Raw genomic sequence first — 15,575 nt, forward strand, 5'->3', positions numbered from 1 at the left:
AAGATTTCATGGAATTTTTGCCGTTCGTCATGTTCCAACGTCAGCAACGGTCCATTGCCAACGTCCATTGCACCTCATATGAGTAGGAGCTTGATTCATGTTCACCACGCGTCGCTCGATTATCCTCGCTACCGCCGTCGCCCTAGTGTCCGGCTGTGCATCGCAACAAAACCCCTATGACAACCAGGGACAGGCACAGCAGCAGCAACAACAGGGCTCGGGGGGCATGAGCAACACCGTCAAGTATGGCGGTCTCGGCGCACTGGCCGGTGCCGCGGCCGGTGCGCTGATCGACCACAAGAACCATGGCAAGGGCGCTATGATCGGTGGCGCCCTGGCTGGTCTGGCCGGTGCCGGTTACGGCTACTACGCCGACCAGCAGGAAAAGAAACTGCGCGAGAGCATGGCCAACACCGGTGTCGAAGTGCAGCGCCAGGGTGACCAGATCAAGCTGATCATGCCGGGTAATATCACCTTCGGCACCGATTCGGCGGATATCTCCCCCAGCTTCTACCAGCCGCTGAACAACCTGGCCGGCTCCCTCAAGGAGTTCAACCAGAACCAGATCGAGATCGTCGGCTACACCGACAGCACCGGCAGCCGCCAGCACAACGTCGACCTGTCCCAGCGTCGTGCCCAGAGCGTGGCCACCTACCTGACCTCCCAGGGGGTGAGCGGGGCCAACCTCTCGGCCCGCGGTGCCGGCCCGGATAATCCGGTGGCCAGCAACGCCGACGTCAACGGTCGGGCGCAGAACCGGCGGGTGGAGGTCAACCTGAAGGCGATTCCCGGCCAGCAGTACGGCCAGCCGCAAGGTCAGCAACAAGGTCAACAGCAGTACCAGCAGCAAGGCCAACCGCAATACCAGCAGGGCCAGCAGTACGGTCAGCCGGTGCAGCAGTACCCTTGATCGCCTGACTGAACCCCAGGCATGCAAAAGCAAAAGCCCGCCCGATCACTGATCGGGCGGGCTTTTTATTGACAGCGGAAACTGGCTTACTTTTTCAGGCCGTAATGCTCATCGAGCATGCCGGGCGCATTCGGCGCCTTGGGCGCGTAGTCGCGTGGCGGCTCCTGGCTGCGCGGTGGCGTCAGGCGCTCCCGTGGGCTCTGTACCGAATCGGCGTGCAGGGCGGCGAGCAGGCGCTGGCGGGTCAGATCGTCCAGGGCCAGGCGGTTGGCGCCCTCGGAGAGATGGTCTTGCACTTCCTGGTAGCTCTGGCTGAGTTTTTTCACCAGGCTCGCGGTGCTGTTGAAGTGGGTGACCACTTCGTTCTGATAACTGTCGAAACGTTCCTGGATATCGTCCAACTGACGCTGCGTGCTGCTCGGGGCGGCACTCGGCACCAGACGGGCGATCAGGAAACCAATGGCGACACCCGCAACCAGGGCAAGAGTCGGCAACAACCAAACTAAGAGCGAGTGTTCCACGAGTCCTTCCTCTATAAACGGCTTTGCTTTACGTTAACGGCTCGGACCTGCGCTGTATACCGCGATCTTAAGGTCGCAGTGATGTCAGGCACAGACTTTTAGCTAGACGAGTCGACCCCTTGAGAGGTCACGGAGTTCCTTCCTTGCTGATGCGTGAAACCCCTGTATTGATCGATGGCCCCGTCGGCCAACTGGAAGCCTTGTACCTGGACATGCCCGAGCCACGGGGCCTGGCGCTGATCTGCCACCCCAATCCGGTGCAGGGCGGTACCATGCTCAACAAGGTCGTTTCGACCCTGCAACGCACCGCCCGCGATGCCGGTCTGATCACCTTGCGCTTCAACTATCGCGGCGTCGGCGCCAGCGCCGGCAGCCACGACATGGGCAGCGGCGAGGTCGATGATGCCCAGGCCGCCGCGCAATGGCTGCGCGCACGGCACCCGGACCTGCCCCTGACCCTGCTGGGCTTTTCCTTCGGCGGTTTCGTCGCCGCGAGCCTCGGCGGCCGCCTGGAAGCCCAGGGCGAAACCTTGCGGCACCTGTTCCTGGTGGCGGCGGCGGTCATGCGTTTGCGTGCGGTCGACCGCCTGCCGGAACGCTGTCCGCTGACCCTGATCCAGCCGGAAACCGACGAAGTGATCGATCCGCAGCTGGTCTATGACTGGTCCGCCGCGCTGCAACGTCCCCATGAGCTGCTGAAAGTGGCAGAATGCGGACACTTTTTTCACGGCAAGCTGACCGATCTCAAGGATCTGATCCTGCCGCGCCTCTCGAATTGAACAAGCGATCATCCATGACCACACGTACGCGCATCCTCACCGGTATCACCACCACGGGCACGCCGCACCTGGGCAACTACGCCGGCGCGATCCGCCCGGCGATCCTCGCCAGCCGCGACAGCAACGCCGATTCGTTCTACTTCCTGGCCGACTATCACGCCCTGATCAAGTGCGATGACCCGCTGCGCATCCAGCGCTCGCGCCTGGAAATCGCCGCGACCTGGCTGGCCGGTGGCCTGGATGTGGAGCGCGTGACCTTCTATCGCCAGTCGGATATCCCGGAAATCCCCGAGCTGACCTGGCTGCTGACCTGTGTGGCGGCCAAGGGCCTGCTCAACCGCGCCCACGCCTACAAGACCTCGGTGGACAAGAACGTCGAAGGCGGCGAAGACCCGGATGCCGGCATTACCATGGGTCTGTACAGCTACCCGGTGCTGATGGCCGCGGACATCCTGATGTTCAACGCCCACCAGGTGCCGGTCGGTCGCGACCAGATCCAGCACGTGGAAATGGCCCGGGACATCGGCCAGCGCTTCAACCACCTGTTCGGCCAGGGCCGGGAATTCTTCGTGATGCCCGAAGCGCTGATCGAGGAGAGCGTCGCCACGCTGCCGGGCCTCGATGGCCGGAAAATGTCCAAGAGCTACGACAACACCATCCCGTTGTTCAGCAGCGCCAAGGAGCTGAAGGATGCCATCTCGCGCATCGTCACCGACTCCCGCGCGCCGGGCGAAGCCAAGGACCCGGACAACTCGCACCTGTTCACCCTGTTCCAGGCGTTCTCCACCCAGGCGCAGGCCGCCGAGTTCCGCGGCGAACTGCTGGCGGGCCTGGGCTGGGGCGAAGCGAAGAATCGCTTGTTCAGCCTGCTGGACAACGAGCTGGGCGAGGCCCGCGAGCGTTATCACGAACTGATCGGCCGTCCGTCGGACCTGGAAGACATCCTCCAGGCCGGGGCGAAGAAGGCGCGCAGCGTGGCCACCCCGTTCCTCGGCGAGTTGCGCGAGGCGGTGGGCCTGCGCTCGTTCGTCAACCCGACCCAGGTGGCCGCGACCGCCAAGAAGAAAGCCGCCAAGGCCGCGCGCTTTGTCAGCTTCCGTGAAGACGACGGCAGTTTCCGCTTCCGCCTGCTGGCCGCCGATGGCGAACAGCTGTTGCTGTCGCGGCACTTTGCCGATGGCAAGACCGCCGGCGCGGTGACCAAGCAATTGCAGTCCGGCCAGGCCCTGGACATTCGCAGCGAGGCCGGTCGTTTCAGCGTCTGGCTGGAAGGCGAGTGCGTGGCCGATAGCGCGGACTTCGCCGATGACGCGTCGCGTGACGCGGCCATCGAGGCATTGCGAGTCGCGCTGACCCCGGCGCAGGACTGATCCGAGGCCTTCCCGACCAAGGGTTGATTGCCATTCCCACGGGCCATCGCTAAAGTGACGGCCCGTTTTTGTTACCTCGCTAACGAAATTATGACGCCCCTAGAACGATATCAAGCTGATCTGAAACGCCCCGAGTTCTTTCACGACGCGGCCCAGGAAACGGCTGTGCGCCATTTGCAGCGCCTGTACGACGACCTGATCGCGGCCTCGCAGAACAAGCCGGGCCTGCTCGGCAAACTGTTCGGCAAGAAAGACCAGGCGCCGGTCAAGGGCCTGTATTTCTGGGGCGGCGTGGGTCGTGGCAAGACCTACCTGGTGGACACCTTCTTCGAAGCGCTGCCGTTCAAGGAAAAGACCCGCACGCACTTCCACCGCTTCATGAAGCGTGTGCACGAAGAAATGAAGACCCTGAGCGGCGAGAAAAACCCGCTGACCATCATCGCCAAACGCTTTGCCGCCGAGACCCGGGTGATCTGTTTCGACGAATTCTTCGTCTCCGACATCACCGACGCGATGATTCTCGGCACCTTGATGGAAGAGCTGTTCAAGAACGGCGTGACCCTGGTGGCCACCTCGAACATCGTGCCGGACGGCCTGTACAAGGACGGCCTGCAACGTGCGCGTTTCCTGCCGGCCATCGCCCTGATCAAGCAGAACACCGAGATCGTCAACGTCGACAGCGGTGTCGACTATCGCCTGCGTCACCTGGAGCAGGCCGAGCTGTTCCACTTCCCGTTGAATGAAGCGGCTCACGAGAGCCTGCGCAAGAGCTTCCGGGCGTTGACGCCGGAATGCACCCAGGCCGTCGAGAACGACGTGCTGATGATCGAGAACCGCGAGATCCGCGCCCTGCGTACCTGTGATGACGTGGCCTGGTTCGACTTCCGCGCACTGTGCGACGGTCCGCGCAGCCAGAACGACTACATCGAACTGGGCAAGATCTTTCACGCCGTGTTGCTCAGCGGCGTCGAGCAGATGAGCGTCGCCACCGACGACATCGCCCGTCGCTTCATCAACATGGTCGACGAGTTCTACGACCGCAACGTCAAGCTGATCATCTCGGCGGAAGTGGAACTCAAGGATCTCTACTCCGGCGGGCGTTTGAACTTCGAGTTCCAGCGGACCCTGAGCCGCTTGCTGGAAATGCAGTCCCATGAGTTCCTGTCGCGGGCGCACAAGCCTTAAGCGCGATACCTGGCGCGGCCTGCAACGGGCCGCGCTGTGTTCAGGGTTGCTCCATGGCGGGGAAGGTCAACACTTCTCCGTCCCTGGGGATCCGCAGGCGTGCCTCGATGCTGGCCAACTGCGCCGCATCGGCCAGCGACCGGCGTGTCACGGGGCAGTGGCTGAGGGCTTCCAGGTGATTGGCGATCACCAGGCCCGCTGACAGCCGGGTGAATTCGATGACCTCATCGATGCCCATGATGATCTCCCCTCCCAGATCGAAGCGGGCACCGCCCGCCGGCACGACGGACAGCTGCGGCCGATGCTCGGCAATGAACGCCTTGACGGTGGGTGTGAGCAGGGTGTCGCCGCTCAGGTAGAGGCTGGGCTCGCCCGGCATTTCAATCAGATAACCCACCCCGTGTTCCATCAGCTTGCCGACCAGTCCTTGCCCGTGGGTGCAGCGTACCGTGCGAATCCGGCCGTCAAGGAAGGGGCTGGGGTGTTCGTGGTCGCTTGGCAACGGCTGCACATTCAAGTCATGGGTGGCCAGGTAGGCGGCGTCGTGGGGCGTGCAGATCACCGGCGTGCCGGTGTCGCGCAGCCACTTTTTCGCGGCGCGATCCAGGTGATCGAAGTGGCCTTTCTGGCAGTGGGTGATCAGGCAATGGGTCACCGACTGCAGTGCCGCCGTTGCCGAAACCGGCAAGTCGACCAGCGGGTTGCGCTGCCTGGCGCTGAATACCCGCAAGGGCGGCAAGGAGCGTTTCCGTGCCAGCATCGGGTCGACCAAAATACGGTGACGGCCAAACTCCAGGATAATCGTCGCATTGCGTAGTTGATGAATGTGCATGGTCATACCTCGGTAGAGAGGCTGCATTGTGTCCGGCCGGGCCATCACGCAGAATGGCAGGATTGGACATAATGGATTCTGTTTCTGCCATGCACCGCCCCCTCCGAATCGGTTTGCTTCTTTATCCCGGCTGCATGCCGGCGGGGCTGTTGGCCTTTGCCGATTTGCTGCGCGCGGCCAATCGTCGTGCCGGGCAAGAACGCTTTGAGACGGTATTTGTCGCCTTGCGGGCGGGTACGGTGGCGTGTGCCGAGGGCTTGTCGTTGCAGGTGTCCGGGAGCCTGGCGGAGGCTGATGTCGATGCGCTGCTGGTCGCCGGTTTCTGGGCCGAGTCGTCCCGGCAGGTGGAGAAAGTCGTGAGCGACAACCAGGCCTTGGTATCGGCCTTGTCGGCCTGTTCGAAGCAGATGCAGTTATGGAGTTACTGCACGGGTGTCTGCCTGATCGCCGCGAGCGGGCGCCTGGATGGCCAGGCGTCGACGGTGACCTGGTGGTTGGCCGGCGCCATGGCCCAGCGTTACAGGAACGTGAATTGGCAAAGCGAGCGTCACTGCGTGATCAACCCGTTGACCGCGACGGCATCCGGGGTGAATGGCTATCTGCTGATTGCGCAGGCGTTGATCGAACGGGCGATCGGCGAGGAAATGTTTCACGACCTGGCCAAGCTGATGGTGTTGGCGCGTCCGGTCCAGGCTCACCCGGCCTTTGCGGCCATGAGCCTGATCGAGCAGTCCAGTCCTCTGTTGCGTCAGTTGCACAGGTGTGTCGAGCAGTCGCCGGCGGAGCAGATCACCGTGCAGCGGCTGGCGGAGCAGCTCAGCCTGTCCCCGCGGACCCTGGCACGAAAGGTCAGTGCCGAGACGGGCATGGCCGTGGCGGCTTATGCCCGCTGTATCAAGCTCAACCAGGTCAGCGAGCGGTTGATGCTGACGTCTGCGGCGGTCAATACCATCAGCGCCGACCTGGGTTTCAGCAGTGATTCCAACCTGCGTCGGATGTTCAAGGAACTGACCGACTTGACCCCGCTTGAGTACCGACAGCGGTTTGGGCGGGGCTGAAAAAACGCCAGGGTGACGGGGCTTGACTACTCGCCAAAGTGGCGGAGATAGTCGGGCAGCTCAGCGCTCCGCTGGCTGCCGATCAGCAGCCACAACAGGATCCTCGCCTTGCGCGGACACAGGAAACCCGCCATCTGCGCGCCGCGCTCGATCAGGTCGATTTCACCGCCGATAAAACCGTAGGAGTGGGTCGCCGTTGAACCGGCACCGGTGCGCGTGGCGATCACCACCGGCATGTTCAGCGCCAATGGCGTGATCGCCCGGGCCCAGCCTTCGCTGACGTGACCGGCGCCGAAACCGGCGATCACCAGGCCGTCGTAGCCCAGCTCCGGCAACTTCTCCAGTATCAGCGTATCGGCCGACAGCGACGCTTCGAGCAGGGCGATCCGTTGCCGGGTGCTTGTCGGTGGCGGCAAGGTTTTCCTCGGGGTCGGGGCGTGCAGGTAACGGACCGTGTTTTCGATGATCAGGCCGCTGGGGCCGAACAGCGGCGAACTGAAGGCCTCCAGTGCCAGGGCGTCGCTCTTGCGCACGCGGCTCGCGGCGTGGACCTGGCCATTGATCACCACCTGGACGCCACGTCCGCGGCTGGTGCTCGCCAGGGCGACCAGGCCAGCCTGCAGCAGGTTTGCCGGGCCGTCGGCAGCGACCTCGGCGGCCGAGCGCATGGCGCCGGTCAGCACCAGCGGCTCATCGCGGTCCCAGAGCAGTTCGAAAAGGAACGCGGACTCCTCCAGGGTGTCGGTGCCCTGGGTGATCACCACGCCGTTGGCGCCTTGTTCGACTTGCCGCCTGGCCCAGTCCAGTACGCCGAGCAGAAAGTCGAAGTCCAGCGAAGCGCTGGGTTGCAGGCACAAGGTCTCGACGTGGACCCGTGCCCGTGTGGCGAGCAGGGGCACCTGTTCCAGCAGGGCCTGGCCGTTGACGCTGGGGATCACGCCCTGGTCCGGATGGGCGGCTTGCATGCTGACAGTGCCGCCCAGGGCGGCGATGGAAAGTTGAGGCAGGGACATGGTGCTCTCGCTGATAGAGGTCGGGAAGAGGCGATGCCGGCTGCACCAGCGTACAGCCGGATCGAGGGAAAAGTACGTTCGATTCAGACCAGCTTGAGCAGCCCACCGAGCAACGGCACGATCAGTAGCGTACTGAGCGCCATCGACAGCACATTACCGATGTACGGGTGCATGTACCCGGGAACCCGCCGCGACAGGGCGACGGCCAGCGGCGGTGCGATCAGGGCGCCGAGCAGGGCGCTGACGATCACCACCAGTGCGCCGCCACCATGGACCAGCACGGCGGCCGGGGCGACCGAGACAATCGGGATGTAGGTTGGGTACCAGCCCAGCGCCATCCATTGCCGCCGCCAGACCATCACACCGATGGCCGACGCCAGGGCCTGGGCTGCGAGTATCGGCAGCAACAGGTCCGAGCCGTAGACCGGTCCGGCGGAGTTGATCCCGTAGGCCAGCAGTACCCCCATCAGCAACCCCAGGCTCGCCCATTCATTCCCGAAGAACGGCGCTTCGGAAAAGTCGGCGAGTACCCGGCGCAGGCCCCAGATCAGCCCATGCTTGCCGGTTGGCTGCGCAGGCGCTGGCGCAGCGGTCACTGGCGCCTCGGGTTTCACCAGCACCGGCCAGCGCTGACAGAGGGTGAAGGCAATCACGCTGCCCATGGCCATTCCCAGCACATTGCCGATGACCGCCGGCAGGTTCAACGGATTGCAGACGAAGTTGACCAGCAGCAGGCACAGCGGCGTCACCAGCAGCGCACCCATGACGGCACCGCTGACGGCGATCCTCATGCCCGCGCCGAACAGCAACACGGTGGCGGCGGGCACGGAGACGAAGGCGGCGAAGGTCGGTTGCCAGCCATAACGGGGCACGGTCCAGCCCCACAGCAGGTTGCTCAACAGCAGGCCCAACAGCGAACTGCCGATCAGCCAGGGCCACAGGCCGCTGCCGTAGCAAATGGCAAAGCCCTGCCAGGCCTTGCCCCGGCGATGAGCCCAATGGGCCAGGCCGGCACCGGCCAACAAGCCCAATGAGGCCAGCTCATGCTTGTAGAACACCATTTCGCTGATATCGCCCATCACCCAGCGCAGCCAGGCACCGGGGGCGGGCAGGTTCTCCATCATGTGCAGGTAGCCGGCCCCGCCGAATGTAGTGCCGAACAGCGTCAGCCAGGCAATCAGCAGACCGGGCACGATCAGGCCCAGGATGAACAGGCAGGCGAGCCGGCTCGGGTTGGAGGCATTGTTCATGTCGATGCCCCTCAGCGCGGCAGGCCAGGGTGTCGGGTGTAGCCGAGCATGCCATCGTAGAGATCGGTCCGGCGGTCCCTGGGCAGGTCGTTCAGGCTGTTCCAGATCGGCGCGCTGCGGGCGCTGACCAGATCGATATCGGCGAACAGCACGGCCTCATCGACGGGCGAGGCCACCTTGCTGAGCGGCCAGCCGTTGGTTCCGGCGATCAGCGAGCAGCCGAGGAAGCGCTCGCCGCGATCGCTGCCGATGCGGTTGGCGGCGGCGATGAACACATTGTTGACGTGGGCGGCGGTGATGGTCAGGTAGGAGGCCATGCACTTGCCGGTCTCGTCGAACAGCGGCGGCGGGGTCCAGACCCAGTTGTTCAGGCTGCAGATGATGTCGGCCCCCTGCTGGCTCAACAGGCGCGGCACTTCGGGAAACCAGATGTCCCAGCAGATCAGCAGGCCGATCCGCCCGATGGGGGTGTCGAAGACCGGAAAGCCCTGGTTCCCCGGGGTGAACCAGAGCTTCTCCTCATTCCACAGATGCGCCTTGCGGTACTTGCCGATAAAACCGTCCGGCCCGACCAGTACCGCCGTATCGAACAACTGCACGCCCTCACATTCGGCGACGCCGGCCGCCAGGTAAATCCGATGTTCTTGTGCGAATTTTATCCAGGCCTGCACGCTGGGCCCTGCCGGTACCGCTTCGGCATGGGCGAAGGCCTCCTGGCGGTTCTGGAAGCTGTAGCCGGTATTGGCCAGTTCCGGCAGCACGATCAGGTCGGCGCCGCCACGCATGGCCTGGCCCGCCAGCTCGAGGCTGCGGTCCAGGTTGCGCGGGGTGTGGGCCACACCGGCTTGGGGATCGAACTGCACGACGGCAACGCGGACGGGACTGACGGAGGGGCGGGATTCGTTCATTTGAGGTGCTCTCATTCTTGTTATTCAACCCGAATGGATTGATATGCCTATGAGAAGCCATTCAATGAATGATGTATGTCGGTTGCCCTCTGGTAAGTCAGTCGGGTATTTCCTAGCGCGACTTGGGAATGCTGAGCGCCGAGGGTGGGTTGTTGGCAGGCGGTCGTCCGCTGTATTCGGGGTAGTGGTCCAGGCTGAAGCCGCCATTGAACTGTGCGCCGGTGCGTTGGCACAGGTGGATGGTGGCGTCGAGGGCGCCCCGCAGGCAGGGTTCGGTCCAGCCGGCGTCGACCGAGAAGGACTCGCCGCACAGGTAGAGGCCGGAGCGGGCGGCGTAGTGGCGGTTGTAGTTCATCAGGTCGATGGCTTCGTAATAGGTGCCGGGGCGGTAGAGCTTGGCGGCCCCCAGGGCGTTGCGATCACTCATCCAGCGATGCACCGCGGCCTTTTGCGTGTCGATATAAGGCGAGATCCGCCGATTGATATTGCTGGCGTGCAGCAGTATCCGATCCAGTTCGTCGACGCATTTGTCGACCAGTTCCTGGTCCGAAAACAGCGCGAGTTTGGTCGCGTCGTCCTCCCAGGTGTAACTCAGCAGGATGCAGTCGTAAGGGTAGGTGTCGTTGTAGCGGTAGGTGTACATGTCATGGATCAGGCTGTCGGTGACCAGTGCCTGGGGGATGCCGTGGGGCTCGGAGAAAAAGGTTTTCTTCAGCGGTGCAAACACCTTGCAGCTGGTTTCCCAGTGGGCGGTCTTGTAGGCGCTGCGGATGTGGAACGGCAGCATCTGTTCGTCGAAACCCTTGAGCTCCAGGGTGGTTTCAATCAGCCAGGACGGCAGGGTGAGAATCACCGAGTCGAACAGCTCGCTGCGCTGCTCGCGCCGCCGCGGATCGCTCCATTGCCAGGCATAGTCAACGCGAATCTGCTGGTTGGGCAGTTTGCTCAGGCCGTTGACCTGGGCCTGGGTGGCAAACCCGGTGCCGCGCTGTCGGCAATGTTCATAGAAGGACAGGCCGCTTTTTTCCACCGGCATGAACAGCAGGCATTCGTCCAGGGCGGCGACGCCCAGGTAGCGCGGGGCGTCGAAGGCCAGGCCGTTGCTGTCGAGCAGCGTGCCGGCCTGCAGGTGAGGCGAAGGCAGTGGATCGCCGCGTTCATCGACACGGCCGTGCATCAATTGCAGGCGATGGCTGAAGCCGAAGATCGCGGTGCGGATCGGGTACAGGCTGCAGGCGTCGTAGAACGCGCCCCAACTGCCGTCGCCGATGCCGATGGCATAGAAGATCGCCGACTCTTCGGCGCTCATGCCCACGCCGCCAAAATTGCCCGGGTCGTCCGCTTGCCAGTGGCTGATGGCCGGCAGGCTGACGAGGTTGCGAAACGACAGGCTTTCATAACGCTGGACAATGGCCGACCACAGGCTTTCCCAACCCTCGCTGGCGTAGTGGGCCTGGACCTGGCGGGTCATGCGCTCGGCGAAGAGGCGCCATTTTTCGTGGACCTGTTTCAGCAGTTTTCCCGGTGGCGGGGTCTGGCCGTCCTGGTTGTCCCAGATCAGCATCCGCGGTGTGTCCTGCCCCTCCAGGAGGCCGTCGCGCAGGAAGATCCCGGTGCTGCTGACCTGGGCGCTGCCCGGGTTGGCGAAGTCCGAAAGGCGCAGGTCGAACCGCTGGGTGTAGTGCGCCAGCACGGAGCGCCCCTGCAGCGGCGTTTCGTCCGCGCGGTTGAAGTAGGGCAGGCGCATCGCGCCCATTTCGAAGGGGGTGGAACCGCGGGTGGCGGGCTGGCTCCTGTCGATCACGGTCAGGTGCCGGCCGCCGATTCGGCGGGATTGTTCGAGCAGGGTGATGTCGGTGAAGCCGCAGCGCAGCAGCTCGTGGGCCGCCGTGAGGCCGGTGACGCCGGCACCGATGATGCAGATCCGGTGGGACTTGTCCGTGGCGCGGGCGACGCCGCCGGGCTGCTCGACCAGTCGGCGATAGTCGAAGCACAGGTCCGGCGGATTGGGGAAGCGGGCGCGCCAGGCGCGCTTGTGTTCCACCGTCGGTGCAGGAAAAGAGGGGTGCTGTTGGGCCAATCCAATAGGCATGGTCGACGCTCCTTGTCAGTGGCAATCGGTAGTGATTGCCGGAGCGAGTCTACGAAGGCGAGGGCAGGGCGCTGTGGTAATTAATTATGCAAGGTCGTGCGCCTCTTTCGGCTAGGGTCGAAAGAGGCGCACGGGCTTCATGCCGCTTGTTGGAACTGCTGGCGATACTGGTTGGGAGACAGCTCGGTGTGCTGGCGGAACAATCGGGCAAAGAAGCTGGCATCGTCATAGCCAACTTCGTAGCTGATGGTCTTGATGCTCTTGCGCGAGCCCGACAGCAGGCCCTTGGCGGTCTCGATGCGCAAGCGCTGCAGGTAGTGCAACGGCTTGTCGCCGGTGGCGGTCTGGAAGCGCCGCATGAAGTTGCGAATGCTCATGCCGTGTTCCCGGGCGACATCCTCGAAGCGGAACTTGTCGGCGAAATGCTCTTCGAGCCATTGCTGGATCTGCAGGATGATCACGTCCTGATGCAGCTTCTGGCCGCCGAAGCCGATACGTCCCGGGGCGTAGCTGCGCTGGACCTCATAAAGGATGTCGCGGGCCACGGCCTGGGCGACGTTGGCCCCGCAGAAGCGTTCGATCAGGTAGATGTAGAGGTCGCAGGCCGAGGTGGTGCCGCCGGCGCAGTAGAGGTTGTCGGCGTCGGTCAGGTGCTTGTCCTGGTTCAACTGGACGTTGGGGAAGCGCTCGCTGAACGCATTGAAGAAGCGCCAGTAGGTGGTCGCCTCCTTGCCGTCCAGCAGGCCGGCCTCGGCCAGCCAGAACACCCCGGTGGCCTCGCCACAGAGCACGGCACCGCGGGCATGCTGCTCGCGCAGCCAGGGCATGACTTGCGGGTAACGCCGGCACAGGGTATCGAAGTCGTCCCAGAAGGCGGGCAGGACGATCACGTCGGCATTTCCCAGGCCGCCGTCCACCGGCAGGATCACATCGCTGAAGCTACACACCGGCTTGCCGTCGGGGCTGACCAGGCGTGTCTCGAAGGCCTTGGTGAGTCCGTGGCCGAGCTGCTTGCCGTAGCGCAGGCTGGCCAGGTGGAAGAAGTCCTTGGCTTGCATGAGGGTGGAAGCGAACACCCGATCGATAGCCAGGATGCTGACGCGCCGCAAGGGCGTGGAGAGTGGATTAGCCATAATTCCATTGTTCTTATTAGGGTAAAGTTCTTATAGGGGAAAGTGGTCAACTGACGGCTGGATCGTCTTATTTTTTGTCGCATGTGTCCAGTGTTACCCGGCAAAACACTGGCATAGGCTCTGTGGGCCAATCCCGGCTTCAATGTCCTTGCAGGTGCCCCATGATCCCCAGAACCCTGTTCAGTTCCGAGCACGAGCTGTTTCGCAGCAGTGTGCGCAAGTTTCTCGAGCAGGAGGCGTTGCCCTTCCATGCACAGTGGGAAAAACGCGGCTATATCGACCGTGAGCTGTGGAACAAGGCGGGGGCGGCGGGCATGCTCTGCTCCCATCTGCCGGAGGCCTACGGTGGCATGGCGGCGGACTTTCTCTACAGCGCCGTGGTGATCGAGGAAATCAGCCGGCTGGGCTTGAGCGGCATCGGTTTTTCGCTGCACTCGGACATTGTCGCGCCTTATATCCTGCATTACGGCAGCGAGGCGCTGAAGCTCAAGTACCTGCCGAAGCTGGTGTCCGGCGAGATGGTCACGGCCATTGCGATGACCGAGCCGGGGGCCGGCTCCGACCTGCAAGGGGTGAAGACCACGGCAGTGCTGGACGGTGACGAGTATGTGCTCAATGGCTCGAAGACCTTTATTACCAACGGTTTTCTCGCTGACCTGGTGATCGTCGTCGCCAAGACCGATCCGAAAGCCGGGGCCAAGGGCACCAGCCTGTTCCTCGTCGAAGCCGATACGCCGGGGTTCGCCAAGGGCAAGCGCCTGGAAAAGGTCGGCATGAAGGCCCAGGACACCTCCGAGCTGTTTTTCCAGGATGTGCGGGTGCCCCGGGAAAACCTGCTGGGGCAGGCCGGAATGGGCTTCGCCTATCTGATGCAGGAGTTGCCCCAGGAGCGCCTGACGGTGGCGGTGGGTGGCCTGGCGTCGGCCGAGGCGGCGTTGCAGTGGACGCTGGAATACACCCGCGAGCGCAAGGCCTTTGGCAAATCCATTGCCGACTTTCAGAACACCCGTTTCAAGCTGGCGGAAATGGCCACCGAGATCCAGATCGGCCGGGTGTTCGTCGACCGCTGCCTGGAGTTGCATCTGCAGGGGCAGCTCGATGTGCCGACGGCGGCGATGGCCAAGTACTGGGGTACCGACCTGCAATGCAAGGTGCTCGACGAATGCGTGCAGTTGCACGGCGGCTACGGCTTCATGTGGGAATACCCGGTGGCCCGGGCCTGGGCGGATGCGCGGGTGCAGCGTATCTATGCCGGGACCAATGAGATCATGAAGGAGATCATTGCCCGGTCGTTGTAATGTAGGAGCAGCCGGTCGACGCTCGATTGCTCGCGATGGGCGTCAACGATGACGCGGGAAACCTGATACCCCGCGGTGTCCCGACTACCATCGCGAGCAAGCTCGCTCCTACAGATGGGGAGGGGTTACGGCGCCGGGTTCGGGTGGTCCTTGTGGATCGCCTCGATCCCCGCCAGCACTTCATCGGATAGTTTCAGGTCGATACTGGCAATATTGCTGTCCAACTGCTCCAGCGTCGTCGCGCCAATGATGTTGCTGGTGACGAACGGTTGTTGGGTCACAAACGCCAGGGCCATCTGCGCCGGGTCCAGGCCGTGTTCGCGGGCCAGGGCGACATAGCGGCTGCAGGCCGCCTCCGATTGCGGGTTGAAGTAACGGCTGAAGCGGCTGTACAGGCTCAGGCGCGCCTTGTCCGGCCGTGCACCGCCTTCATACTTGCCCGACAGGAAGCCGAATGCCATCGGCGAGTAGGCCAGCAGGCCGCACTGCTCGCGCAGCGCCACTTCCGCCAGGCCCACTTCGAAGCTGCGGTTGAGCAGGTTGTAGGGGTTCTGGATCGACACCGCCCGCGGCCAGCCGCGGCGCTCGGCCTCGAGCAGGAATTTCATGGTGCCCCACGGGGTTTCGTTGGACAGGCCGATATGGCGGATCTTGCCGGCCTTGACCTGCTCGTCCAGGGCTTCGAGGATCTCCTCGATCGGCGTGAAGCTTTCATCGGCCTTGTGCTTGTAGCCCAGTTGGCCGAAGAAATTGGTGCTGCGCTCCGGCCAGTGCAACTGGTAGAGGTCGATCCAGTCGGTCTGCAGGCGCTTGAGGCTGGCATCCAGGGCTTCGACGATATGCCGGCGGTTGTGCTTGAGCTGGCCGTCGCGGATATAGTTGATGCCGTTGCCGGGACCGGCGATCTTGCTCGCCAGTATCCAGTCGGCACGGTCACCGCGCTGCTTGAACCAGTTGCCGATCATGCGTTCGGTGCTGGCGTAGGTTTCGGCCTTGGGCGGCACCGGGTACATCTCGGCGGTGTCGATGAAATTGATGCCCGCGCCTTTCGCCCGTTCGATCTGGGCAAAGGCTTGGTCCTGGGTGTTCTGCTCGCCCCAGGTCATGGTCCCCAGGCAAATTGCGCTCACGTTCAGATCGGTCCGGCCTAGCTGGCGGTATTCCATTGGCTGCTCCTGTGGGAAAGCACCCATAAAAGCAGGTTGAAATTTTTTTGGCAATCTGCA

The 15,575-nt window shown here is 63.4% G+C and carries 14 protein-coding genes; 6 read left to right on the plus strand and 8 right to left on the minus strand.

Going from position 1 to position 15,575, the window contains the following annotated elements; genetic code table 11:
- Positions 1-97: 97 nt before the first annotated feature.
- A complete protein-coding gene (locus NUH87_RS22070) occupies positions 98-910 on the plus strand; it encodes an OmpA family protein (protein ID WP_338522678.1) in 813 nt (270 codons plus the stop codon).
- An 86-nt stretch (positions 911-996) separates the two neighbouring features.
- On the opposite strand, the gene NUH87_RS22075 is transcribed toward NUH87_RS22070, so the two are convergent.
- Positions 997-1,431 (minus strand): YhcB family protein, encoded by a 435-nt coding sequence (locus tag NUH87_RS22075; RefSeq protein ID WP_040070791.1) that lies wholly within the window; start codon positions 1,429-1,431, stop codon positions 997-999.
- Positions 1,432-1,580: 149 nt separating this feature from the next.
- Between NUH87_RS22075 and NUH87_RS22080 the strand changes: the two genes are divergently transcribed.
- The 3 genes from NUH87_RS22080 to zapE all read left to right on the plus strand — a co-directional run bounded on the left by NUH87_RS22080 (position 1,581) and on the right by zapE (position 4,765).
- Positions 1,581-2,210 carry an alpha/beta hydrolase gene (locus NUH87_RS22080; RefSeq protein ID WP_040070850.1) on the plus strand — a complete coding sequence of 210 codons (630 nt, stop codon included), beginning with the start codon at positions 1,581-1,583 and terminating at the stop codon, positions 2,208-2,210.
- A 14-nt stretch (positions 2,211-2,224) separates the two neighbouring features.
- Complete coding sequence (locus tag NUH87_RS22085; RefSeq protein ID WP_338522679.1) at positions 2,225-3,580, plus strand: tryptophan--tRNA ligase; 1,356 nt, start codon at positions 2,225-2,227, stop codon at positions 3,578-3,580.
- A gap of 90 nt (positions 3,581-3,670) precedes the next feature.
- Positions 3,671-4,765: a cell division protein ZapE gene (gene zapE, locus NUH87_RS22090; protein WP_338522680.1), complete on the plus strand. Its 1,095-nt coding sequence runs from the start codon at positions 3,671-3,673 to the stop codon at positions 4,763-4,765.
- Positions 4,766-4,805: 40 nt separating this feature from the next.
- Here the strand turns inward: zapE and NUH87_RS22095 are convergent, their stop codons facing one another.
- On the minus strand, positions 4,806-5,597 hold the full coding sequence (locus tag NUH87_RS22095) for an MBL fold metallo-hydrolase (protein ID WP_338522681.1): 792 nt from the start codon (positions 5,595-5,597) through the stop codon (positions 4,806-4,808).
- An 89-nt stretch (positions 5,598-5,686) separates the two neighbouring features.
- Here NUH87_RS22095 and NUH87_RS22100 point away from each other — a divergent pair, with 89 nt between their 5' ends.
- Positions 5,687-6,655 (plus strand): GlxA family transcriptional regulator, encoded by a 969-nt coding sequence (locus NUH87_RS22100; RefSeq protein WP_338522682.1) that lies wholly within the window; start codon positions 5,687-5,689, stop codon positions 6,653-6,655.
- 26 nt (positions 6,656-6,681) lie between these two features.
- On the opposite strand, the gene NUH87_RS22105 is transcribed toward NUH87_RS22100, so the two are convergent.
- The 5 genes from NUH87_RS22105 to NUH87_RS22125 all read right to left on the minus strand — a co-directional run bounded on the left by NUH87_RS22105 (position 6,682) and on the right by NUH87_RS22125 (position 12,952).
- Positions 6,682-7,668: an asparaginase gene (locus tag NUH87_RS22105; protein ID WP_338522683.1), complete on the minus strand. Its 987-nt coding sequence runs from the start codon at positions 7,666-7,668 to the stop codon at positions 6,682-6,684.
- An 83-nt stretch (positions 7,669-7,751) separates the two neighbouring features.
- Complete coding sequence (locus NUH87_RS22110) at positions 7,752-8,918, minus strand: hypothetical protein (RefSeq protein ID WP_338522684.1); 1,167 nt, start codon at positions 8,916-8,918, stop codon at positions 7,752-7,754.
- A gap of 11 nt (positions 8,919-8,929) precedes the next feature.
- The gene (locus NUH87_RS22115) at positions 8,930-9,826 is read right to left on the minus strand and encodes a nitrilase family protein (RefSeq protein WP_338522685.1); all 897 of its coding nucleotides are present in this window, start codon (positions 9,824-9,826) and stop codon (positions 8,930-8,932) included.
- A gap of 112 nt (positions 9,827-9,938) precedes the next feature.
- Positions 9,939-11,918, minus strand: coding sequence for a flavin monoamine oxidase family protein (locus NUH87_RS22120; protein WP_338522686.1), 1,980 nt, complete (start codon positions 11,916-11,918; stop codon positions 9,939-9,941).
- 137 nt (positions 11,919-12,055) lie between these two features.
- Positions 12,056-12,952 (minus strand): GlxA family transcriptional regulator, encoded by an 897-nt coding sequence (locus tag NUH87_RS22125; RefSeq protein ID WP_209437201.1) that lies wholly within the window; start codon positions 12,950-12,952, stop codon positions 12,056-12,058.
- Positions 12,953-13,212: 260 nt separating this feature from the next.
- Between NUH87_RS22125 and NUH87_RS22130 the strand changes: the two genes are divergently transcribed.
- Positions 13,213-14,349 carry an acyl-CoA dehydrogenase family protein gene (locus NUH87_RS22130; RefSeq protein WP_040070780.1) on the plus strand — a complete coding sequence of 379 codons (1,137 nt, stop codon included), beginning with the start codon at positions 13,213-13,215 and terminating at the stop codon, positions 14,347-14,349.
- A gap of 125 nt (positions 14,350-14,474) precedes the next feature.
- Here the strand turns inward: NUH87_RS22130 and NUH87_RS22135 are convergent, their stop codons facing one another.
- Entirely contained in the window at positions 14,475-15,515 is a 1,041-nt protein-coding gene (locus tag NUH87_RS22135; protein WP_338522687.1) for an NADP(H)-dependent aldo-keto reductase, read from the minus strand.
- Positions 15,516-15,575: the final 60 nt, after the last annotated feature.

The sequence above is a fragment of the Pseudomonas batumici genome (assembly GCF_036585405.1).
GTDB classification, from domain to species: Bacteria; Pseudomonadota; Gammaproteobacteria; order Pseudomonadales; family Pseudomonadaceae; genus Aquipseudomonas; species Aquipseudomonas batumici.